The 22893-nt window shown below is 65.4% G+C and carries 16 protein-coding genes and 1 riboswitch; of the genes, 7 read left to right on the top strand and 9 right to left on the bottom strand.

Going from position 1 to position 22893, the window contains the following annotated elements; all coding sequences use genetic code 11:
• Window positions 1–248: 248 nt before the first annotated feature.
• The 4 genes from B2790_RS16755 (at window position 249) to B2790_RS16740 (ending at window position 4090) form a co-directional block, all read left to right on the top strand.
• A complete protein-coding gene (locus B2790_RS16755; RefSeq protein WP_286919269.1) occupies window positions 249–1325 on the top strand; it encodes a metal-dependent hydrolase in 1077 nt (358 codons plus the stop codon).
• 3 nt (window positions 1326–1328) lie between these two features.
• A complete protein-coding gene (locus tag B2790_RS16750) occupies window positions 1329–2021 on the top strand; it encodes a TraX family protein (protein WP_274120541.1) in 693 nt (230 codons plus the stop codon).
• A gap of 76 nt (window positions 2022–2097) precedes the next feature.
• Window positions 2098–3009, top strand: coding sequence for a LysR family transcriptional regulator (locus tag B2790_RS16745; RefSeq protein WP_286919268.1), 912 nt, complete (start codon window positions 2098–2100; stop codon window positions 3007–3009).
• Between the two features lie 100 nt (window positions 3010–3109).
• Complete coding sequence (locus B2790_RS16740; RefSeq protein ID WP_286919267.1) at window positions 3110–4090, top strand: LLM class flavin-dependent oxidoreductase; 981 nt, start codon at window positions 3110–3112, stop codon at window positions 4088–4090.
• Between the two features lie 148 nt (window positions 4091–4238).
• On the opposite strand, the gene B2790_RS16735 is transcribed toward B2790_RS16740, so the two are convergent.
• From B2790_RS16735 to B2790_RS16720, 4 genes are all read right to left on the bottom strand, one after another.
• On the bottom strand, window positions 4239–5336 hold the full coding sequence (locus B2790_RS16735; protein WP_286919266.1) for an alkene reductase: 1098 nt from the start codon (window positions 5334–5336) through the stop codon (window positions 4239–4241).
• Between the two features lie 233 nt (window positions 5337–5569).
• Complete coding sequence (locus tag B2790_RS16730) at window positions 5570–6580, bottom strand: aldo/keto reductase (protein WP_025339051.1); 1011 nt, start codon at window positions 6578–6580, stop codon at window positions 5570–5572.
• A gap of 71 nt (window positions 6581–6651) precedes the next feature.
• A complete protein-coding gene (locus B2790_RS16725) occupies window positions 6652–8172 on the bottom strand; it encodes an FAD-dependent oxidoreductase (protein WP_286919265.1) in 1521 nt (506 codons plus the stop codon).
• Window positions 8173–8369: 197 nt separating this feature from the next.
• The gene (locus tag B2790_RS16720) at window positions 8370–9698 is read right to left on the bottom strand and encodes an MFS transporter (protein WP_085693197.1); all 1329 of its coding nucleotides are present in this window, start codon (window positions 9696–9698) and stop codon (window positions 8370–8372) included.
• Between the two features lie 163 nt (window positions 9699–9861).
• Here B2790_RS16720 and B2790_RS16715 point away from each other — a divergent pair, with 163 nt between their 5' ends.
• Together B2790_RS16715 and B2790_RS16710 are read left to right on the top strand one after the other, a co-directional pair.
• Window positions 9862–10959 carry a sugar diacid recognition domain-containing protein gene (locus B2790_RS16715; protein WP_025339054.1) on the top strand — a complete coding sequence of 366 codons (1098 nt, stop codon included), beginning with the start codon at window positions 9862–9864 and terminating at the stop codon, window positions 10957–10959.
• A 120-nt stretch (window positions 10960–11079) separates the two neighbouring features.
• Window positions 11080–12219 (top strand): glycerate kinase, encoded by a 1140-nt coding sequence (locus B2790_RS16710; protein WP_286919264.1) that lies wholly within the window; start codon window positions 11080–11082, stop codon window positions 12217–12219.
• 144 nt (window positions 12220–12363) lie between these two features.
• Here the strand turns inward: B2790_RS16710 and B2790_RS16705 are convergent, their stop codons facing one another.
• Complete coding sequence (locus tag B2790_RS16705) at window positions 12364–13293, bottom strand: LysR substrate-binding domain-containing protein (protein ID WP_286919263.1); 930 nt, start codon at window positions 13291–13293, stop codon at window positions 12364–12366.
• A 205-nt stretch (window positions 13294–13498) separates the two neighbouring features.
• On the opposite strand from B2790_RS16705, the gene B2790_RS16700 reads away from it, so the two are divergent.
• Window positions 13499–14416, top strand: a complete 918-nt coding sequence (locus tag B2790_RS16700) for an SMP-30/gluconolactonase/LRE family protein (RefSeq protein WP_286919270.1) — start codon at window positions 13499–13501, stop codon at window positions 14414–14416.
• Here the strand turns inward: B2790_RS16700 and B2790_RS16695 are convergent.
• The 4 genes from B2790_RS16695 to B2790_RS16680 form a co-directional block, all read right to left on the bottom strand.
• Window positions 14406–15356: a site-specific integrase gene (locus tag B2790_RS16695; protein ID WP_075045195.1), complete on the bottom strand. Its 951-nt coding sequence runs from the start codon at window positions 15354–15356 to the stop codon at window positions 14406–14408. The two genes, B2790_RS16700 and B2790_RS16695, sit on opposite strands and share 11 nt — an antisense overlap.
• Before the next feature lie 214 nt (window positions 15357–15570).
• On the bottom strand, window positions 15571–17895 hold the full coding sequence (locus B2790_RS16690; protein ID WP_286919262.1) for a putative bifunctional diguanylate cyclase/phosphodiesterase: 2325 nt from the start codon (window positions 17893–17895) through the stop codon (window positions 15571–15573).
• An 82-nt stretch (window positions 17896–17977) separates the two neighbouring features.
• Window positions 17978–18961, bottom strand: coding sequence for an SCO family protein (locus B2790_RS16685; RefSeq protein WP_286919261.1), 984 nt, complete (start codon window positions 18959–18961; stop codon window positions 17978–17980).
• A gap of 156 nt (window positions 18962–19117) precedes the next feature.
• Complete coding sequence (locus B2790_RS16680) at window positions 19118–22510, bottom strand: Ig-like domain-containing protein (protein WP_286919260.1); 3393 nt, start codon at window positions 22508–22510, stop codon at window positions 19118–19120.
• 241 nt (window positions 22511–22751) lie between these two features.
• A riboswitch (TPP riboswitch) is annotated at window positions 22752–22866 on the top strand.
• The last annotated feature ends 27 nt before the right edge of the window (window positions 22867–22893 follow it).

The raw sequence follows: 22893 nt of genomic DNA, 5'->3' as shown, positions 1-22893 counted from the left end.
AGTCCATACATAGGAGCGGGCGCGCCCGCGAACACCGGCGGAGCCGGTGCCAGGCACCGCGTTGGATCTTCGCGGGCACGCCCGCTCCCACACGGTACGCGGACCGCTTGCGCACTGAGTTATCTACGCGACAGCGCAGCCCAAAGGGCTGGGCCATCTCCCACAATGAAAGCCCATAACCAAGGGAATTGCGCATCAGGGCAGGATGAAGGTAGCTTCTGGAAACCACCTTTTCAGGAATGCCACCCTTGGACTCCATCACCCAGGCCGTACTCGGCGCAGCCCTGCAAGGTACCGTACTCGGCCGCATCCAGGGCCGCCGCTCGCTGCTGTATGGCGCGGCGCTGGGCACGCTTCCTGACCTGGACGTGATCATCCGCTACGCCGACCCGGTGTCGCAGATGACCTACCACCGCGGCTTTTCTCATTCCCTGTTCGTGCTCACCGGGCTGGCCTTGCTGCTGGCCTGGCTGGTCAACAAGTGCTGGCCAGGCAAAGGCTATACCTTGCCCAGGCTGTTCCTGGCGTTCTGGCTGGTGCTGGTCACCCACCCGTTGCTCGACGCCTTCACGGTCTACGGCACGCAGTTGTTCTGGCCCTTGCAGGCCACCCCGGAAAGCTGGGCCGCGGTGTTCATCATCGACCCGGTCTACACCGTGCCGCTGCTGGCCGCGGTGATCTACGCAATCATCAAGGGGCTGACCAGCAAGGCTACGCAGCTACTCACCTTGGCCCTGGTATTCAGCGCGGCCTACCTGGGTTTCGGCCTGGCCGGACGCATGGCGGCCGAGCAACGTTTCCAGGCTGCCCTCGATCGCCAGGGTATCGCCGTCAGCCAGGTACGTGCCGTGCCGATAGCCTTCAACAGCCTGGTCTGGCGGGTGCTGGCCAAGACCCCGGATGGTGATTACTACGAAGGCATCAGCAGCGGGTTCGACCAGCAAGCGCCAGAAATGCAGCGTTTGCCGCGTAATCTGCAACTGGCGCAAGCGCTGGCCGGGCACCCGTTGCACCAGCGTTTGCGCTGGTTCACCGATGACTGGCTGCGCTACGACCAGGTCGGCGATGCGCTGGTGGTCAGCGACCTGCGCATGGGCATCCCGGGGAACTACACGTTCCGCTTCAACATGGCCCACCGAGACAGCCAGGGGCACTGGATTGCCGATGTGCCGTCGATGTGGAAGGGCGCTGGACCAGGGGCGGCGTTCAATGGCGACGACCTGGTGCTGATCTGGCGACGGATCGTCGAACAGCAGCCACCCTTGCCGCTGGCTGCCTGGACCGACCGTTACCTGGGCCCTGGCGCAGTCGAGCCCGGGCGCTGAGGCATGCGATCAGCCGGGCTGGACCTGGTCAAGTGGACGGCGATGCTGACCATGGTCGCCGACCACCTGCGTTTCCTGTGGCCTGCTGCCGATGGCCTGTTCGTACTGGGCCGGTTGGCGTTTCCGCTGTTCTGCCTGGCCATTGCAGTGAATGTGGGGCGTGCCAGGGGCGGGGCGCTGTATACCCGCGGCAACCTGCGTTATATGGGGTTGATGCTGGTGTTCGCGGTGCTGTCGGAGCCTGTATACCGTTGGCTGGACAGTGGTTCGCCAACGTTCAGCGTGATGCCGACCCTGGTGTTGGGCTTGCTGGTTGCCTGGGGCGTGCATCATCCATCGAGGTCGGCGCGCGTGCTAGGCGTTGCCGGTCTGTTTGCAGGGTGGTTGTTCAGCGAACAGCTGATGTACGGGCTGCCGGGGGTGATGCTGCCGGGCGCCTGGTTGATGGCCCGCCGCAAGGGAGGGGCGGCCTGGGTGTTACCTTGCCTGTTGGCCATGGGTGGGAACCTGACCAACAGTTGGTTGCGGGAACATCTGTTGGCGCCCATTACCGTGCTGACGCTGATTGCTGCAGCCTTGGCCATTCCGGTCGGGTTGCTGTTGCTGCGTCATGATGATTGGCGGGTGCCAGCCGTGGGGCGTTGGGGCTACCTGTTCTATCCGGTGCATTTATTGGCGATCAAGGTTTTCGCTTGATCGCTCTCGACGGTCCTGCTTGCATTTCACAAATCCATACCCATCTAAACCGGCCGCACCAGACTCAGGAACCCCCATGGAACCCAACCGCTTCGGCGACATCGCCGCCTTCGTCAGCGCCGCGAAGGCCGGCAGTTTTACCGCCGCCGCCGCCACCTTGGGCCTGACGCGTTCGGCGGTGGGCAAGAGCATCGCTCGCCTGGAGGCGCGCATGGCCGTGCGCCTGCTCAACCGCACCACGCGCAAGCTGAGCCTGACCGACGAGGGCCTGGTGGCCTACGAGCGCTGGCGGCAGATTCTGGATGACCTGGACGAGGTGGAAAGCACCATGGCCCAGCGCCGTGGCAAGCCCACCGGCACCCTGCGCCTGACAGCACCCCTGTCGTTCGGCCAGCGCCATGTGCTGCCGATTCTCGACCGCTACCTGAAGCAGTGGCCCGAGCTGCGCGCGGATATCCGCTTCACCGACCGTTTCGTCGACCTGGTCGAGGAGGGTATCGACGTTGCGGTGCGTGTCGGCGCACCGAAGGAAGACTCGCAACTGTTGACGCGCACGGTGGCCTGGCAGCAGTTCGTCACCTGCGCCTCGCCCGCATACCTGGACGCACGCGGCGTACCGCAGGTGCCCGGCGACCTCTACGGCCACGACAAGATCGCCTTCCTGGCCGGTGAAAAGGCCATGCCGTGGCGCTTCCATACCGAAGCGGGGCTGCACCTGTGCGAAGACCCCGGGCGGCTGAACATCGACAGCTCCGAGGCGATGCTCGACGGCGCGCGGGCGGGTTTCGGGCTGATTCACCTGCCCACCTACATTACCGGCGACGACCTGCGCGCCGGCACCCTGGTGGAGGTGCTGCAAGCCTATCGGCCGCCAGCGGACCCGATTCGCATCGTGTACCCAAGCAAGCGCCACCTGTCGCCACGGGTACGCGGCTTCATTGATCTGCTGGTGGCCAGCTGGGAACCGGGCGTGCCCTGGGAATACTGATTGGGGAATGGCAGGCCCCTATGCCGGGCCTGAAGCCGGGTTTATCACTGGCTGCGCAGCAGGGAAACTGGCAGTCACTGATAATCCCTGTGGAGACCCCATGACTGCACTGTCCGTACTGGACCTGGTCATGATCGGCGAAGGCAAGACCTTCGCCGACGCGATCGAAGAGTCCCGCCAACTGGCGCGCCATGTCGAGCAACAGCACTACAGCCGCTACTGGATCGCCGAACACCACGACATGCCGGGCATCGGCTCGGCCGCCACGTCACTGGTCATCAACGAAATCGCCAACGCCACCCGGCATATCCGCGTCGGCGCCGGTGGCATCATGCTGCCCAACCACGCGCCGCTGGTGGTGGCCGAGCAGTTCGGCACGCTCGACACCCTGCACCCTGGCCGCATCGACCTGGGCCTCGGCCGTGCGCCGGGCAGCTCGGGGCCGACCGTGCGCGCCTTGCGTGGTGCTGCGCCAGAGCGCGACTTCAGCCAGGACATCGCCGAGCTGCGTGACTACCTGGCCGACAACGGCCAGCGCCGCGTGCGCGGCGTGCCGGGCAAGCATGACATCCCGGTGTGGATCCTCGGCTCCAGCCTGTTCGGCGCCGACCTGGCAGCGAAACTGGGCCTGCCCTATGCCTTCGCCTCGCACTTTGCCCCGCGCTACCTGCTGCAGGCCATTGCCCACTACCGGGCCAACTTCCAGCCTTCGGCACAACTGGCCAAGCCGTATGTGATGGTGGGCATGAACCTGTTCGCCGCCGACAGCGACGCCGAGGCGGATTACCTGGCCAGCTCCCATCGCAAGTGGATGCTGGACCTGCATGTCGGGCGCTTCGGCCTGCTGCCCAAGCCGCAGGAGGGTTATGTCGAAAGCCTGCCGGGCCATGAGCGCGCGGTACTTGAGCAGGTGATGGCCTGCACCGTGGCCGGCGGGCCGGAGCGGGTAAGGGAAGGGTTGCGCACCCTGATCGAGCAGACCGGGGCGGATGAACTGATGATCGACTGCCGCATCCACGACCCGCTGGCGCGGCAGCGTTCGCATGCCTATGCCGCGCAGGCCCTGGCTGAACTGAGCTAAGCCCTACAGGCCTCTTCGCGGGCATGCCCGCTCCCACAGGTATTGCGCAGGTCTTTCGTCCTGTGGGGGCCTTGTGGGAGCGGGCGTGCCCGCGAAGAGGCCGGCACAGGCAACAAAAAAGGGAGCCCATGAGCTCCCTCTTTCAGCATCAAGCCTGCTTGAGGAACGGATAATCCGTATACCCCTCAGCCCCATTGGCATAGTCGAACTGGGCCCGGTGCGCATTCAACGGCGCCTGCACCCGCAGCCGCTCTACCAGGTCCGGGTTGGCAATGAAGCTGCGCCCAAACGCTACGGCATCGATCAAGCCACGCCCGATCAGGTCTTCGCCTTTCTCGGCGGTGTAGGCACCGGCAGCAATGATCACCCCCGGGTAGGCTGCACGAATCGCCTGGCGGAATTCGTCACGCAGCGGCTTGCCGCCAGCCCAGTCCGGTTCGGACAGGTGCAGGTAGGCAAGGTTGCGCTTGGCCAGTTCGCGGATCAGGTATAGGCCTGCGGCTTCCTGGTCCTCGCCATTGTCCACGCCATTGAAACCACCCAGCGGGAACACACGGATACCCACGCGTTCGGCGCTCCAGTTGGCAATCGCCGCGTCCACTGCTTCAAGCACGATACGCGCACGGTTCTCGACGCTGCCGCCGTAGCGGTCTTCGCGTTGGTTGGCGCTGGGGGTGAGGAACTGGTGCAGCAGGTAGCCGTGGGCGGCGTGCAGCTCGATGAAGTCGAACCCGGCTTCACGGGCATTGGCCGCCGCCTGGCCGAAGTCTGCAACGATGCCGGCGATTTCCGCCTCGCTCAGCGCCCGCGGCGCAGAGGTTTCCACACGCATCAGGTTGCCGTGCTCGTCACGCAGGGTAGTGCGGGCAGCGGCCGGCAGCGCCGAAGGTGCCACCGGGGCTTCGCCACCGGGTTGCAAGGAAGTGTGCGATACCCGCCCGGTGTGCCACACCTGCACGGCGCTATGGCCGCCATCGGCGTGGATGCCTTCGTTGACACGCTTCCAGGCGGCGATCTGCTCGGCGCTGTGGATGCCTGGCGAGCCGGAATAGCCTTTGGCCTGGAAGGAAATCTGCGTGGCTTCGGTGATGATCAGCCCGGCGCTGGCGCGTTGGCGGTAGTACTCGGCCATCAGCGGGGTAGGTACGTCACCCGGCTCCAGGCTGCGCAGGCGGGTGAGGGGGGCCATGAACACCCGGTTGGGCAGGGTGAGCGGGCCGACTTTCAGGGGTTGCAAGAGTTTCATTGCTGCTCCAGAGGTGGAAAACCAATGGTGCGCACGATACCGAGGTGATTGGGGAAAGGGGGGACCGGGAGCCCGGCATTGGGCTCCCCAATGGCTGTTCCTGATGCTTCTGCACCGCCTGTTCCGGCCTCTTCGCGGGCTCGCCCGCTCCCACAGGGACCTTACAATTTCCCAGACTGTGGTGATCCTGTGGGAGCGGGCGTGCCCGCGAAGAGGCCAGAACAGGAGAACGATCAGCTGCGGGCCAACCGCCCACTCACATAATGCGCCACATCATTGAACCCCGGCGTCGACGCATGCCCCGGCGTGACCAGCGAATCAATGAACGCTTCATCCTCCGCGGTAATCTTCACCGCCAGCGCGCCGCCATAGGTATCCCACTGTTCTTCCGTCCGCGGCCCGACAATCGCCGAACTGACCAGCCGGTTGTTCAGCACCCAGGCAATCGCGAACTCGACGATACCCACGCCCTTGGCCTCCACATAGGCCTGGATCTGCCGGGCAATGGCCAGCGACTCCTGGCGCCATTCCACCTCCATGATGCGCTTGTCCTGGCGCCCGGCACGGCTGCCGGCATCCGGCACCGCCCCCGGCGCATACTTGCCGCTGAGCACGCCCCGCGCGAGCGGGCTGAACGGCACCACGCCCAGGCCATGGGCGCCGGCTGCGGTGAGTTGCTCCGGCTCGGCCTGGCGGTTGACGATGTTGTACAGCGGCTGGCTCACCACTGGCCTGGGCACGCCCAGGCGCTCGGCAATGTGGCAGGCCTCGGCGATGCGCCAGCCGCGGAAGTTGGACACGCCCCAGTAGCGGATCTTGCCCTGGCGCAGCAAGTCGCCGATGGCCTGTACGGTTTCTTCCAGCGGCACCTTGTGGTCTTCGCGGTGCAGGTAGTAGATGTCCAGGTAGTCCATGTCCATGCGCGTCAGCGTGGCTTCCAGGGCATTGAAGATGTGCTTGCGCGACAACCCGCTGCGGTTGGGCAGGCCATCGGCCGGGCCGAAGCCGACCTTGCTGGCCACGATCCAGTCCTGGCGATGGCGGGCCACCGCTTCGCCGACGATTTCCTCCGCGCGCCCGGCGTTGTACACGTCTGCGGTGTCGATGAAGTTGATGCCCTGGTCCCAGGCCTTGTCGATGATGCGCAGGGCGTCCTCGGTGCTGGTCTGCTCGCCGAACATCATGCTGCCCAGGGTAAGGGCGGAAACCTGCAGGCCACTGTGGCCGAGGGGGCGGTAGATCATGCGCTTGGGTCCTTGTGCAGTAGGCTGATCTTCCCGTTTTACACACAACCGGGGCGCAATGAAAGGCAGCCTCAACCGATCAGCGCCAAGGCCTCCTGCAAGGTCAACGGGCGCTTCAGGCGTTGCGACAACGTCGCCATGGCATCGGAATAGCCCTTGGCGATGACCGCCTCGACGCGCTCATCCACGCATTGCAAGGCGATGAAGTCGCCTTTTTCCGGCTCGCCGACGAACTCGATGCGGTTCCAGTCCCGGGCGTGGCCCAGTACTTCGTAGGTGCGGCCGTGCTGGTAGGTCCAGAAGAACGGCACGTCGGCATAGCGGCGCTGCTCGCCAAGCATGTTGGCGGCGGCGATCACCCCATGTTGCTGGGCCAGGCGCCAGTGTTCGATACGCACCGGGCGCCCGCTGAGCGGGAAGGTGGCGATATCCCCTGCGGCCCAAAGGCCATCTGCAGCGCGCATTTCAGCGTCGACTTGCACCGACTTGTCTTCGGTCAGCAGCACCCCCTGGATGAAAGCGGTCGCCGGTCTGACCCCGGTGCCCAGCAGCACCAATGGCGTCTGTAGCCGTTCACCGTTGGCCAGCAGCACGGCCTCGACCTTGCCCTGGCCCTCGATCCGCTCGACCTCGGTGGGGCCGTGGAAGGTGACCCCCTTGCGTTCGTGCAACTCGCGGATGCTACGGCCGATGCGCTCGCCCAGCTGCCGGGCCAGGGGGACCTCATGGCGGGTGACCAGGTGCACCTGCACGCCGTACTTGCGTAAGGCCGAGGCGGCCTCAAGGCCGATGAAACCGTCGCCGACTATCACTGCCGGCTGGCCGGGCTCGGCAGCGTCCAGCAGGTGCGCGGCATCCTCCCGTGAGCGCAGGGTAAATACCCCGGGCAGGTCGACGCCCGGGATGTCGGGCCGCAGCGCCTTGCCGCCGGTGGCCAGCAGGCAGGCGTCATAGTCGATCTGCTGGCCGTCGGCCAGGGTGATCTGGCGTTTCTGGGTGTTCAGGGTGCGCACCTTGCCATGCTTGCGCTCCAGCTGGCCCTTGCGCAGGGCGTCGGCGTCGAGCAGGGCCGGCACTTCATCGGGCGGCATCTGCCCGGCGATCACGAATTTGCTAAGGGAAGTACGATCGTAGGCTGGCTGGCGCTCCTGATCGACCCAGACCAGGCGGCCGGCAAAGCCATGGGCCAGCAGGGTGGCGACTGCGGCGCTGCCCGCGGCACCGGCGCCGACCACCACGAAACAGCGGGCGTCGCTGTGGCGGGGCGGCTCGGTTCTGGGCAGGGGTTGGTCGTCGACCCAGACCTCGTCGCCCTTGACCCAGGTTTTGTAGCGGCGCAGGTCGGCCAGGGCCGGCGGCTCGCAGACCGCGCCCTCGTCCACGGCGAACGCGGCCTTGTGCCAGGGGCACACCAGCAGGCCGCCGCACACCACGCCTTCATTGAGTGGCGCGCCTTCGTGGGGGCAGTTGCCCTGGTAGGCGTGCACCTGGTCGCCCTGGCGGATGAGGATGATCTCCTCGTTGCCGGCCTGGACGCGCAGGGGGCGGTGTTCGTCGAGTTGGGCCAGGCGGGCCACGGCGTGCTGGGTCATGGGGGTTCTCCAAAGGGACCTTTGGAACCATTTGACGCCTGGGTCGGGGAGGGGATGCGTTGAGCTGACGATCGGTGGAGGGGGGGATTGTGTGTGGTCTGGGCGGGCCTCTTCGCGGGCTTGCCCGCTCCCACAGGGATACCACAGTGTTCGAGCTTGTGGTGATCCTGTGGGAGCGGGCGAGCCCGCGAATGGGTTCAACTGGCCCTTGCAGTACTCAGCGCACCAGCCCGGGTAACCCGCAAGGCCACCAGGCTACCCAGCACGATCAACGCCGCCAGCGAATACAGCGCGGCATCGGTCGAGCCGGTCTGGTCCTTGATGAAACCGACCAGGTACGGGCTGAGGAAACCGGCCATCTGGCCCACCGAGTTGATGATCGCCAGGCCCGCGACAGCCGCGCCGGCGCTGAGCAGCGCGGTGGGCATCGGCCAGAACATCGGCAGGCCGGTGAGCGCGCCCATGGTGGCGATCGACAGGCCGAGGATGGCGATGGCCGGGTTGCCGGCGAAGTTCACCGCGATCAGCAGGCCGATGGCGCCCATCAGCATCGGCACCACAAGATGCCAGCGGCGCTCGTTGCGCAGGTCGGCCGAACGCCCGCACAGGATCATGAACACGCCGGCCAGCAGGTACGGGATGGCGCTGAGCCAGCCGATCAGCAGCGGGTTGTCGAAGCCCATGTTCTTGATGATCGACGGCAGCCAGAAGTTGATCGCGTACACACCGCTCTGGATGCAGAAGTAGACAAAGCCGAAGGTCCAGATCAGCGGGTTGGTCAGCACGGCGAGCACGCCGTCGCCGGTGGTGCTCGGCTTGCTGGCGGCATCGGCCTCGAGGTCGGCGGCGATCAGCTGGCGTTCGGCCGGGCTCAGCCAGGCAGCTTTCTGGTAGCCGTCACTGAGCAGGAACACCGCCAGTACACCCAGGGCAACGGTCGGCAGGCCCTGGATCAGGAACATCCATTGCCAGCCGGCCAGGCCGTGCTGGCCGGCGGCGAAGTGTTGGAGGATCCAGCCGGAGAACGGCCCGCCGAGCAGGCCCGAAACCGGGATCGCCGACATGAACAGGGCCATGATGCGACCGCGGCGTGCCGCCGGGAACCAGCGCGAAAGGTACAGCACCACGCCTGGGAAGAAGCCGGCTTCGGCGGCGCCGGTCAGCAGGCGCAAGGCGTAGAACTCGGTGGGCGTCGTGACGAACAGCAGGCAGGTGGAGAGGCTGCCCCAGGCGATCATCATCAGCGCGATCCAGCGCCGCGGGCCGAAGCGGTTGAGTGCCAGGTTGCTCGGCAGGCCGCAGAGCACGTAACCGATGAAGAAGATGCCGGCACCAAGGCCGTACACCGTTTCGCTGAACTTCAGCGCGTCGAGCATCTGCAGCTTGGCAAAGCCGACGTTGACGCGGTCCAGGTAGTTGAACAGGTAGCAGATGAAAATGAACGGAATCAGCCGCAGGGTGATGCGCCGGTACAGCGCGTTGCGGTTGGTGTCCGTGCCTTGGTCAGGGGCGGGGCTGTATGCCATGATCGGGTTCTCTGTTGTTATGGTTGTCGCCGCGTCGCCTGTTCCGGCGCTCGCCCTGACGAGTCTCGGGGACTGCGGCGTGCCTGTCTTTGTGCTTTTGCACAGCACTTGCACCGGGCTGCTGTGCCCGAGCCCAAAACCCTGACACCCAAAGGACCGTTCAATGTTCGAACTCGACCATGACCTGGCGCAGGATATCGTTGACCGCGCGATGGCCATTCTGCCATGCAACGTCAATGTCATGGACAGCCAGGGGTTGATCCTTGGCAGTGGCGAGCCGGAGCGTATCAACACCCGCCACGAGGGCGCGCAACTGGTGCTGGCCAACGGCCGCATCGTCGAGCTGGATACCGACGCGGCCAAATGCCTGAAGGGCGTGCAGCCCGGGGTGAACCTGCCGCTGATGCTGGATGGCCGATTGATGGGCGTACTCGGCCTGACCGGTGACCCGCAGCAAGTGCGTACCTATGGTGAACTGGTGCGCATGACCGCCGAAATGCTGCTGGCCCAGCGCCATTTGCAGGCCGACCAGCAATGGCGACGGCAGCGCTGTGACGATTTGCTGGCCCTGCTGCTGGGCGGCAGCGGCGATTCTCCGCGGTTGCTCGACGAGGCCCGGCAACTGGGCCTGAAACCCCAGTTGCCACGGGTACCGTGCCTGTTCGAACTGGCCTCGGGGCCAGCCGCCGAAACCCTGGCGGCATGGTTGATGAGCCGCTACCCGGACAGTTGGTGCGTAAGCCCGGCCCGCCAGTCATTGTTGTGGTGTCGCCCGGCAGGCGTGGTGCTGGACGAACCTCGCCTGCTGGAACGCCTGCAGCGCCATGGCTGGGAAGTGGAGCGGCTGGCCCTGGGCAGTGCCGCGCAAAGCCTGGAACAACTGCGCCGGGGTTATCGCCGGGTGCGCGACCTGTTGGCCTATGGGCGCGAGGTACTGCCGGGCGAGCGCCTGCTCAGCCTGCAACGCTACCGGTTGCCGGCATTGCTGTGGCGGCATCGCAACGATGATGCGCTGGATGAATTGCTGGAGCCGTTGCAGCGTATTCGCAGCAAGGACAGCAGTGGGCAGTTGCTTACCACCCTGCGCGCCTGGTGTGCCCATGACGGCCAGAGCCAGGCCTGTGCCGATGCCCTGGGCATCCACCGCAACAGCCTGCGCTACCGCCTGGAGCGGATTGCCGAGCTGGGCGAGGTCGACCCGCTGCGCATGGAAGGGATGCTTAGCTTGTACCTGGGGTTGCAGCTGCTGCCTGCCGACTGAAGGGCCGGTGCAGGCGAAAGGCATCTGCCCAAACAACCCGCCCGGCGTTTTGTGCATTTGACCGAGGCCTCCTTGGCAGCCACCTGTCAGCATGCCGCTCATCAGGACAGGAGAAACCCCATGAAGATCGTCATTGCCCCCGACTCGTTCAAGGACAGCCTCGACGCTGCCGGTGTCGCCCGCGCCATTGCGGCGGGCCTGGGCGAGGCCTGGCCGGAGGCCGAGCTGGTCGAGTGCCCGATGGCCGACGGTGGCGAAGGCACCATGGATGCGATTCTCGCCGCCAGCCACGGCGAACTGCGTCGTCAGACCGTGCGCGGGCCGCTGGGGCAAAGCGTGGAGGCCGGCTGGGGCTGGCTACCGCAAAGCCGCACGGCGATCATCGAAATGGCCCAGGCCAGTGGCCTGCAGCTGGTGCCGCCAGGCCAGCGCGATGCCTGCCGCAGCAGCACCTGGGGCACCGGTGAGCTGATTGCCGCCGCCCTGGCCGCCGGCGCGCAACGGGTAGTGCTGGCCATCGGCGGCAGTGCCACCAACGACGCGGGCAGCGGCATGTTGCGGGCGCTGGGCCTGCGCCTGCTGGACGCCGATGGGCAAGCGCTGGAAGAGGGCGGCCTGGCCTTGGCCAAGCTGGCCCGCATCGATGCCAGCGACCTCGACCCGCGCCTGGCCGAGGTGCAGTTCGAAGTCGCAGCAGACGTCGACAACCCGCTGTGTGGCGCCAATGGCGCCTCGGCGATCTTCGGCCCGCAGAAGGGCGCCAACCCACAGCAGGTGCAGGCGCTGGACCAGGCCCTGGGGCATTTTGCCGACCATTGTGCGCAGCTGCTGGGTGAGGATGTGCGGGACTACCCTGGCTGTGGCGCTGCCGGCGGCATGGGGTTCGCCGCGCGTGCTTTCATGGGCGCGCAGTTCCGCCCAGGGGTGGAAGTGGTGGCCGAACTGGCCGGCCTGGATGCCTTGGTGCAGGGCGCAGACCTGGTGGTGACCGGCGAAGGGCGCTTCGACGCCCAGACCTTGCGTGGCAAGACACCGATGGGCGTGGCCCGGGTTGCCAAGCGCCACGGGGTGCCGGTGGTGGTGTTGGCCGGGACCTTGGGTGAAGGCTATCAGCAGCTGTATGCCCATGGTGTCGATGCTGCCTTTGCCCTGGCCAGCGGGCCGATGAGCCTGGAGCAGGCATGTGCCGATGCGGCTGGGCTTCTGCAGGCGCGGGCTTGTGATATCGGGCGGCTGTGGCGCTGCGCAACGCGAACTTGATCGAGATCCAGGTACTGGCGGTGAACCCTGTGGGAGCGGGCGTGCCCGCGAAACAGGCACTGCGGTTTCATGGCACCGGCTTCGCCGGTGTTCGCGGGCATGCCCGCTCCCACAGGTTTCGTGCGAGGTTCAGAAAAAGCGCGGTTACTGGGAGCGGGCAAGTTGGGACGCCGCCCCGCCCGGGTTCTCGAACATGGCAATGAAGTTGGCCAGCGCCGGTGAAGCATTCCGCGCGTTCCATTTCATGTACAAGCCCAGGCCTGGGGTGGGCTGGTCGTCGATTGGCAGGATTGCTCGGAACTGCACGCGCTCGCGCGGTATGGAGCCGATGAACGAGGCCGGCACCAGGGCCACGCCAAATCCACAGGCCACCAGGCCGAGCAGGGTGTGGACCTGTGCCGCTTCCTGCACCACCCTGGGGTAGAAACCCGCCGCCTCGCACAGCGCCGTCAACTGCGCGTGGTAGCCGCTGCCCAGGGCTTGCGGGGTGAAGACGAAATCCTCATCAGCGAAATCGCGCAGGTCTACCGCCCCTTCCTGTGCTTTGGCGTGGCGGGCGGGCAGGGCCATGACGATTTGCTCGTCGAGCAGCAACCGTGACTCTAGGGTGCCAGCCGGCAACGGCAACCTGCGCATGAAGCCGATATCCGCCTCACCGGCCAGCAGGGCCTTGGCCTGCAAGGCCGATGGCATCTCGCGGATGGTCAGCTGCACGCTCGGGTACGCCTCGCGAAAGCGGCGCAAGGTGGTGAGCAGCGACTCGTAATACGCGATGGAAATGGCGGTGATGTGCAGCTTGCCGCAGATGCCGGCGGACACATTGCGCGCATACTCGATGCCCTGTTCCAGCTCGGCCAGCGTGCGGTAGGCGGTGTCGAGGAAGGCCGTGCCCGCTGCAGTCAGCCGCACCCCGCGCTTGTTGCGCAGGAACAGGCTGAAACCGAGCTTGTCCTCGAGGCGACCAATCGCCTGGCTCAGCGGTGGTTGCGCCATGTGCAGGCGCGCGGCGGCCTTGTGGAAGTGCAGCTCTTCGGCCACGGCAACGAACTGCCGAAGCAAACGTGTCTCGATCATCCTGCGGTCCTTCGGCCCGGTGAACCGGCGGTGATATCCATGAGATATCAAAGTTACATGCTTTTAATATTAAGTCTTTGATTTTTTTGTTGTTATCGTAGAAGGGAGAATCGAAGGTAGCCAGCAAATGCCCGTCACAGAGCCTTTCCACGACAACGTTGCGGTCTTCACCGATGCCGCACAGGGCCTGGGACTGGCCTGTTCCATGACGCTGGCGGAAGTGGGCGAACTGCGTAACCGCCTCAAGGCATGCAGCCATGTGCCAGTCAACGTCGCCAACACCCGCGCCGACCTGGGCGAGAGCCTGGTCTGGGATGAATGCAGCGGCGCGTTGTACTTCGTCGATATCTCTGGCGGGCGGATCAACCGCCTGACACCCGATGGCGAAGCCGAATGCCTGTACGAATCCGCGGCACGCATCGGCGCGTTGGCGTTGACCGACCAGGGCAACCTGATTTTCACCGAAGACGCCAGCGTGGCCATCTTCGACGTGCCGCTGCGCAAGGTACGCCGGCATTCGGTGTCGGTTCACCCACGTTCGACCTACCGTTTCAACGACGGCGCCTGCGACCCGCAGGGCCGCTTCGTAACCGGGCTGATGGACGATGCCCTGAGTGGCAATACCGGGGCGCTGTTCCGCTTTGACGGGCAGTTGAGCGACCAGGTGATCCACGACGACATGGCGTTACCCACCGGCTTGGCCTGGTCGCAGGATGGCCACACGGTGTACTTCGTCGATTCGGCGGCGCGCTCGATCTACCGCGCCAGCTACCTGGTCGAAGGCCGGCTTGGTGCGGTCACCCTGTTTGCCGAAACCCCTGCCGAACTGGGGCGCCCGGACGGCCTTGCGCTGGACCGCGAAGGCGGCCTGTGGGTGTGCCAGTACCATGGCAGTTGCCTGCTGCGCTATGACAGCAACGGCCACCTGACCGACCAGGTGCTGATGCCAGTGCCGTGCCCCACCAGTTGCTGCTTTGGCGGGGCGGGCATGAATACCTTGTTCATCAGTACCGCGCGCTTCGGCATGAGTGCCGAAGACCTGCACCATTACCCCGACGCTGGCGACCTGTATGCCATCAACCCGGAAATTGGCGGCATCGCCCGGCACACCTTCAAGGAATGAGCTTTTGCGCCTGGCTGGCCGGTAGCACGGCCAGTTCGCCAAAGCGCTGCGCCGCGTCGATGTAGCGCAACGCGGACTTGGCGTCTTTCCAGCCCACATAGCTCATCAGCGCCTTCAACTCCCAACCGTTGGCCGTGGCCCAGGTGGCGAAGCCACGGCGCAGCGAGTGGCCGGTATACAGCGCCGCCGGTACCCCGGCGCGTTCCAGCATGCGCCGCAGCAGGCCGACCAGGCTGTTGCTGTTGAGCGCGGTGTCGCCGAGGTTGCCCCAGCGGTCGAGCTTGCGGAACACCGGCCCATGGGCGATGCCGGCGACTTCCAGCCATTGCAGGTAGGCCGTGACCGGGCACAAGGCCTTGAGGGCCGGGGTGCGGTGTTGTACGCCCAGGGCCTCGCGGTCGCCCTTGCTGCGCGGCAGGAACAGGGTGATGCCGACACCCGCCTCGGCCTGGATGTGCTCCACGCGCAGGCGTGCCAGTTCATCACCCCGAAAACCGCGCCAGAAGCCCAGCAACAGCAGCGCAGCGTCGCGACGCGCCCGACGCAGGGTGGCCAGGTCATGCTGTTCCCGGGCCTGGCGGGCTTCTTCTTCGAAACATTCCACTGCGCTTTGCAGGTGCTGCAGCAACAGCGGCGCGGCCTGCCTGGGCGGTGTCGGGTGCAAGGTGCGGATGCCGCGCAGCACCTGGCGCACCAGCGGCGCCTTGGTCGGGTCGGGGAAACCTTGGGCGACGTGCCATTGACTGAGCGCCGCCAGGCGCTGGCGCAGGGTGCTGACGGCATGCTGGTCGGCGTGGTCGGCCAAGTAGCGGGCGATGCTCTCGGCCGTGGCCGGCAGAAAACCGCCCCAATGGGTTTCGAAATGCTCGATGGCGGCCTGGTAGCTGCGCCGGGTGTTGTCACGGGTGGCGGCGCGGAGGTAGCGCTCGATGTCGGTCATGGTGCGGGGGCGAGTGGATGATGGGCACACGATAAACCGAAATGGGTTGCCTGTCCTGGCTGCGATGCTGGCGGGATTGTCGGGGGCGCTTTGCGCCTCTTTCGCGACACAAGGCCGCTCCCACAGGGTTGCGCTGCCTGCAGGTCCAGCGCTGTACCTGTGGGAGCGGCCTTGTGTCGCGATGGGCTGCGAAGCAGCCCCAATCTGGCTTGCGTTACACGCAGGCCTTGTCCTCGACACCGTTGAAGAGCGGGTAGTCACGCAACTGCGCCGGCGACAGCGGCCGGCTGAAGTGGTAGCCCTGGGCGATATCGCAGCCGGCAAGCTTCAGGCACACCACTTGTTCGCGGGTTTCCACGCCTTCGGCCACCACTTCCAGGCCCAGTCGTTTGGCAAGGATGATGGTGGACGACACGATCGGGCTGTCGTCGTGGCTGTTGGACAGCGGCGCAATCAGCGAGCGGTCGATCTTCAGTTTGCTCAGCGGCAGCGAGTGCAGGTGGGCGAATCCGGCGTAGCCGCGGCCGAAATCGTCCAGGCTGATGCCCAGGCCAGCGTCGCGCAGGGTGTGCAGGTGCGCCACCGCCGTGCCTTCGGGGTCGAGGATGGTGGTTTCGGTGATTTCCAGCTCCAGCTGCTGCGGGGCGATGGCGTACTGCTGCAGTTTGCTCAATAGCCGTGCAGCGAAGTCCGCCTGGCGTAGCTGCAGGGCGGATACATTGACCGCCAGCCGTGTCTCCCGGCCCTGGGCGTGCCAACTCGACAAGGCCTCGCAGGCCAGGCGCAGCACCTCCCAGCCCAGTTCGACAATGAAGCCGCTGCGTTCGGCAAGGTCAATGAACCGGTCCGGGTACAGCAGGCCGAACTCGGGGTGGTCCCAGCGCACCAGCGCTTCGTAGCCCAGCACCTGCTGGGTGTCGAGGCGGATCTGTGGCTGGTAGTGCAGCACGAACTGGCGCTCGGCCAGGGCGCTGCCGAAGGCCTGTTCGAGGGTGAAGGCGTGGATGTCGGCCAGGTTCAGCGACGGGTCGAAGAAACGGTACTGGGCGCGCCCGGCCTGCTTGGCCGAGTACATCGCGGCATCAGCACTGCGGATCAGGCTGTCGATGTCCTGGCCATCGCGCGGGCAGATGCTCACGCCCACGCTGGGGCTGGTGTTGACCTCCTGGCCGTCCAGCGCGTAGGTGGCCGACAGCTTCTGCACCAGTACGCGCACCCAGGCATTGATCTGTTCCTCGCTGCGCTCGCCGGCCAGCAGCACCACGAACTCGTCGCCACCAAAGCGCGAAGCCTCGTCGCCTGGCTCCAGCAGACGCTGGATACGCCCGGCCACGGCCTGCAGCAGCAGGTCGCCGACCTTGTGCCCGAGCGAGTCGTTGATCGACTTGAAACGGTCCATGTCGATGAACAGGATCGCCATCAGCCGGCGCTTGCCGCGTTGCCGGGTCAGCGCCTGGCTGGCCACCTCGACGAACTGGCGCCGGTTGTGCAGGCCGCTGAGGTGGTCGGTGGCCGCGGCATGGCTGCTGCGCCGGTGTTCGTCCTCGAGGCGGCCGATCAACTGCTGGTTGACCTGCTGCGCCTGTTCCAGCGCGCTGAAGGCCTCCTGGCGCTTGCGCAACAGGCGCAAGGTCCACAGCAGGCTGGCGAGGATCATCAGGGTCATGCTCAGGTTCAGCCAGAACTGCCGGGAATAGGCCAGCGTCGAGGGCGCGAGGATTTCGTCCTGGCGCTGGCTGACCACCACGCTGAAACCCCGCTCTGGCAGGCGCCGGTACAGGCTCTGGTACGGGTCGCCGGCCGCGTACTGGGTCAGCATGCCTGCTTCACTGCCACTGTCCGGCAGCCCGGGCAGCAGGGCGTCGCCGGCCACCACCACGCCGCTGCTATCGATGCGCAACCGCTCCAGGCCGTCATCCTGCAACAGGCGCACCAGCCCGCTGCTGCCCAGGTCGATGTGCTGTAGCAGCACCGCCAGGTAGCCGATGTCCAGCTGCACCACCAGGATATTGTCGATTTCGCGGCCGGGCAGGTTGGTCAGCGGCAGCAGGAAGGGCAGGTGCCAGTTGGGCAGGGTGGCCGGTTGGCCGGGGGGCTGCACGCTGGGCAGGAACGGTTTAAAGCCGTAGCGGGCAACGTGCCGCTGCAGCTGGCGCAACCAGTCTTCGGGCAGCTCGGCAGCCTCGTCGGCATGGCTGGCCGACAACAGCCGGCCTTGCCGGTCATACAGGCTCATGCGCTTGAATACCGGGTCTTCGGCAAGCATCCGCGCCAGGCTGACGCTGCCCTGGCGCAGCACCTTCATGTCGTCCTGGGTGACCCGGCCCACGGCTTGGGCGCGATCCACCAGCTGGCGCAGGCTCTCGCCGACGATACTGGCCAGGTTCAGGTGCTCGGCGGCCTTGGCCGACAGCGCGTCCTGGCGGGCGGCGGCCTTCTGCGAAACGTGCAGCCCCCAGAGAAAGGCCAGGGTGGCTGCACAGAGCATCAGGATCAGCAGCCGCAGAAGGCTGGCGGATGAAAGCGAACGGCGAATCACTGCTGATAGTTCCCGACCCTGGGTGATGGTCGAAAAAATACGACAGTAAGATGACAGCCTAATGACTGATGGCTAATTGCCTTTAAGGATTGCCCTTATCGGCCAGGGGCGTCTGCAGGCGCGCGGTTTCTTCCTCCATGTAACTCATCAGCGCGCTGACTTCGGTATCGCCCAGGCGCATGTTGGGCATGGCCACGCGGTTGTACTGTTCGTACAGCAGCATGGCCAAGGGGTCTTTCTGGGCCAGCATCAGGTCGGGCTCCTTCAGCCAGCGGGTCAGCCAGCTGGCATCACGCTGGCGGGTCACGCCCAGCAGGTCGGGGCCGATGCCGGGCTGCCCTGGTTCGGCGTTGCCCAGGGTGTGGCAGGACGAGCAACGGGTACGGAACAGCTGCTCGCCACTGCTGGGGGCGCGCACCTCGGGAGCCTGGGCGTAGTCGTTGGCCATGGCGCTGGCCTGTTTCCAGTTGTGCAGGCTGTTGCCCAGGCGGTCGGCGAGGATGTACGGGCTTTCGAAGGGCGAGGCTTTCATCCAGCGGCCGGTGGCCTGGTTGCCGATGATCAGGCTCAGGTTGTGGTCTTTGGAGCGGCCGTTTTCCAGGCCATCGATGTACAGGCCCAGGCTGCGGCGCAATTGTTCGATATCGGCTGGCTCGCCGGTGAGCAGCGTCCAGCCGGGGCCGATACCGAACTTTTCGGCGTAGCGCTTGAGGGTGGCGGGGGTGTCGTTGTAGGGGTCGATGCTGATGGAGTAGAGGAAGATGTCCTTGCCGACCCGGTCACCGAGGATTTTTTGTACCTGGCGCAGGCGGGCGGTTTCCACCGGGCAGGAATCGGAGCAGCCGGTGAAGATGAAGTTGATGGCGACCACCTTGTTTTTGATCAGGTCGTCGAAGAAATGCACTTTTTCACCTTCCTGGGTGAGCAGCGGGATGTTGGGGAAGTAGTCGGCACCCCAGGGCGTTGCAGCTTCCTCGGCCACGGGTTGCTGCGGTTGCAGCGGCCAGAACGGGATGCTGGCGGCGAACAGTGAGAGCACCAGCAGGAAACGCCATGAGCCGGACATGATGCGGTCCTCGTCGATAACGGTATTGGGGGCTGCCCTGCAGCCCTATCGCCGGCAAGCCAGCTCCCACAGGTACTGCACAAGGCTTGGAGCCGATGCGGTCGAGGTGGGAGCCGGCTTGCCAGCGATGGGCCGCATGGCGGCCCCCGCTTTCGGTTACCTGATGCTGACCGGCGCCGTCACGCTCTGCCCCAGTGCCGATTTCACGGTCACGGTCGCTGGTGTGGCCGGGCCGCTGCCGGTGGTGGTGGTCGACAACCGCCAACGGGCACCGCTGGTAGTGGCACTGAGCGTGGCCGTGCCCAGCAGCAGCGGGCCACTGGTGGTAGCCGCCGTCACGGTAATGCTGTTGCCGGTGGCCACCGTGGTGGTGCCCGAAATGTCCCAGGTGAAGCGGTTGCCGCTGCGCACCTGCACCGTGGCACTGGTGACCTGGATCTGGTCGACCGCCGCTGCCGGGCTCACCGCAATGCTGACCGTGGCCGGGGCCACCGATTCGGCGCCCTTGGCATCACGAGCCGAGTAGTTGAAGCTGGCGGTGAACGCTGTGGTTACCGTGGCCGGTGGGACGTAGGTGACCGTTGTGCCGTCGGTACTGGTAGCGCCCTGGCCGGAGCTCGGCTGGCTGAGGCCGACGACGGTCAACGGCAGGTTGTTTTCCGGATCGGTGTCGTTGGCGAGCACGTTCAGGGTGATCTGCTTGCCTGCCGTAGTAGCCGCGCTGTCGTTGGCCGCGACCGGCGGTTTGTTGGCCGGGTCGTCGTCATCATGGTCTTTGGTGCGGAAGGTCGGCAGGCCAACCGAAGCCACGTACTCCACGCCATCCCAACCCGGCAGCGGGGTCGGCATCACCTGGAACTGGCCTGGGTGTTCCAGGTCCCAGCGCAGCAGCATCGACGAGTCCTCATGCTGGGTGTTGTGGCAGTGTTCCATGTAGGTCCCGGCAAACTCGCGGAAGCGCAGGGCCACTTCCACTTCTTCCGAAGAATCGATATCCGGCCCGATGCGATACACATCCTTGCGCGCCCATTTTTCCCATTCTGGTGGGGCCTTGCCATCGCGGCTGAGGATCACACCTTCCTCGAAGTGCACATGCACCGGGTGGCTCCAGCCATTGCCGCCGTTGATGATCTTCCACACTTCCAGGGTGCCGTCGCCGCTGAAGCCACCGTCGGTGGACTGCTGGGCCAACTGTGGCGCCGCGTTGATGCGCCGTGGGTCCATGGAATAGCCAAAGCCGCCATCGGTCTTGATCGTCCAGGGCTGGGTGTCGGTACCGTCCGAGCGACCAAAGATGAACTCGCGATGGCGGGCATCCTTGAGCTTGGCCTGGTCGGTGGCCGAATTACGGTCAATCGGCAGCGGCAGCATTTTCAGGCCTTCGGCCTTGCCCGGTTTGGCCGGCTCATAGGCAACCGGGTCCATGCTCAGGTCCTGGCCGCTGTAGGGCTGAACCACGAACTGCATGAACTTGCCGATCGCCGGGTCGCCGTTGTCCCACTCCGGCCCGTTGCTGGTCTGCTTGATCACCGCCTTGTATTTTTCCGACAGCACATCGGCCAGGGCAATGGCGCCTTCCGGGCCCTTGCCGCTCTGATGCTCCTCCAGGTTGACGAGGTACAGCTTGTCGCCGACCTTGATGCCGTGCTTGGCGAAGTTGATGATGATGTCGTAGCGCTCGGCGATGCCCTGCAGCGGCAGGACGCCGTTGTTGTCCTGCAGGTTGCCGTCACCGTTGAGGTCCATGGTGCCGTCGAACGGCACGGTGTGTTCCATGATGTTGCCGTCGTTGGCGATCATGTGGAACGGTACCCGCGCATACGACAGGTTGGAGCCGGTGGGGCCTTTGAACTCGCCGCTGTTGCCGGCGATCTCCCGCACGACGGCAAGCTTCAGGTAGCGCGACACCGAGCCATTGAGGATACGGAAGCGGTAGCTGCGTGCGCGTACCTTGAGCGTGGGCCGGTACTGCCAGTTGACCAGGATTTGGTCGCCGAGGAAGCCGTCGGTGTTGAACGGGTTGAACCACAACTGGCCGTTGGCATCCCAGGCCTTGTCGGCGATCACCAGATTGACATCGTAGTCCCGGTTGCCCCACGGCATGCCCGAGCCACTGGGGAAACGCAGGTTGACGCCATCCTGCAGCGCCTCGTTGCCGCGGTCCAGGGCACTGTAGTAGTTCATCATCACGGCGTTGCCTTTGTAGACGTTCTGTGCCGTGAAATCCATCATGTGGTCGTGGAACCAATGGGTGCTCATGGTTTCGCGCCAGTCACCACGAATCTTGATGCTGCCGTTCTGGCAGGTTTTCAGGCCTGGCGAGGCGTCATTGACGAACAGGGTTTCACCCGGAGAGCAGGGGAACGCCGCACGCGGGTCCTGGGCGCGGGTGTTGATGGTGTCGTAGCCGGCCAGCTGCAACGGCCAACGGTAGTCGTAATACTGGCCGGGGAAGAAGTAGGCATTGGCATAGCCGTCGCTCTCGGCCGGCGAATGGCCGTTGTGCTCGTGGGTGGAGAGGGTGTGCAGACCAAAGCCGTTGTTAGCTGCAGGGTCGATCGGCAGGGCGTTGTAATGGCGCATCAGGATCGGCTGGCCATAGCGCACCATCAGCAGCTTGGGCGGGAAGGTGCCGTCGAAGGTCCACAGTGACTTGTGGTTCTGCAGCGGCATTTTTGGGTGGAAGCGGGTGTCGATGCCCTTGGTGGTGCCCAATGTGTTCGGGATGTCGGAAGTCTGGTAGTACAGACCTCCCGGGGCAAATTCACCGACTGCATAGTTGTGCAGTTGCTTGCGGTCACGCAGGCCGAGGTTGATGCGCGCACCGGCCTGGGCGGTCTTGAACCCTGCCTGCGGGTAGAACTCGTTCCAGCGCTGGTGCGACCAGCCTTTTCCTGGTGGTCGACCTTCCGCCGGCGAGCCGACCGGCTGGCGGTTGAGGAACATTTCGATCTGCGCCTTCCACGGGTTGCGGTCGAGCACGTTGGAATACTGGGTCGGGAACGGGTACAGGCCCGGCTGTTTGAGGAAGGCTTCCAGGGCCGTGCCGCTAGGGCCGCTGCGGGCCACCACATTAGGGTCCTGCGCCGGTGCTGCGCCCAAGGTGGGCACCGGGAAGGTCAGGGCCGGCGGCGGCAACGTGGGGTCGAGTTTTTCCGTGCCAAATTCCTCGAACAGCAGTAACTGCTGGGTAAACGGCAGCGCCCCGAACAAAGGGCTGGGCTTGCCGTTGGTGGGGTATTTTTCTCCGGTTTGCAGGGCCGGCGGCAGCACGTTGTTGGCGCGTACTGTGTCGCGGTCACCGTACACGCCATCGGTCAACTCGAGTGCGCCTCGATTGGCCTCTGGCATGCTGTAAAGGTCCAGCAAGGCCTGGGTTGGATCTTCCGGCTGGTCGGTATAGGCCGAAGGGTCGGTCGGCGGTGGCATGCTGTTGTCGTCGAGGGGAGCGGCGATAGCCGTGACCAGCCCGAGGCCGAGCATCAGCGTGGTGAGGGTGGACAGCTGGAATGCATGCCTGGCAGGGTGGATCACGGCAGGTGTTTTCATTGCCTTGTGCCTCGCTCTCGACATAATGGCCTGCGGCCATCAATGGCTTTTTGCCCGTTTCTGGGGCTAGAGCAACGGGTGTGCCAACCAAATACGAGGAATGTGTTTCTAAACAAATCCTTGTGCCGCCTGATGTGCGCTAAATGCCATTGCGTCAAAAATGGGTGAGGGGCCCCACCAGTGGGTCACCCATTGCCCACAGATCGGGTGGTGACAGCAGCGGCGCCCTGGGGTATACCTGAGCGCCACCAAGGGGAGCCCGGCATCGGGCTGAGAAACCGCTGGATGCTGCAGCGCGGTGACCCTTCGAACCTGATCCGGATCATGCCGGCGAAGGGATGGGACTTGAAACCTGCCTTTTTGCCGGCCTCACTGCGAGGCCC

Source organism: Pseudomonas sp. UBA6753 (genome assembly GCF_002453565.1).
Taxonomy (GTDB): domain Bacteria; phylum Pseudomonadota; class Gammaproteobacteria; order Pseudomonadales; family Pseudomonadaceae; genus Aquipseudomonas; species Aquipseudomonas putida_Z.
The sequence above is the reverse complement of the archived record's forward strand: the minus strand, read 5'-3'. Positions and strand labels throughout refer to the sequence as shown.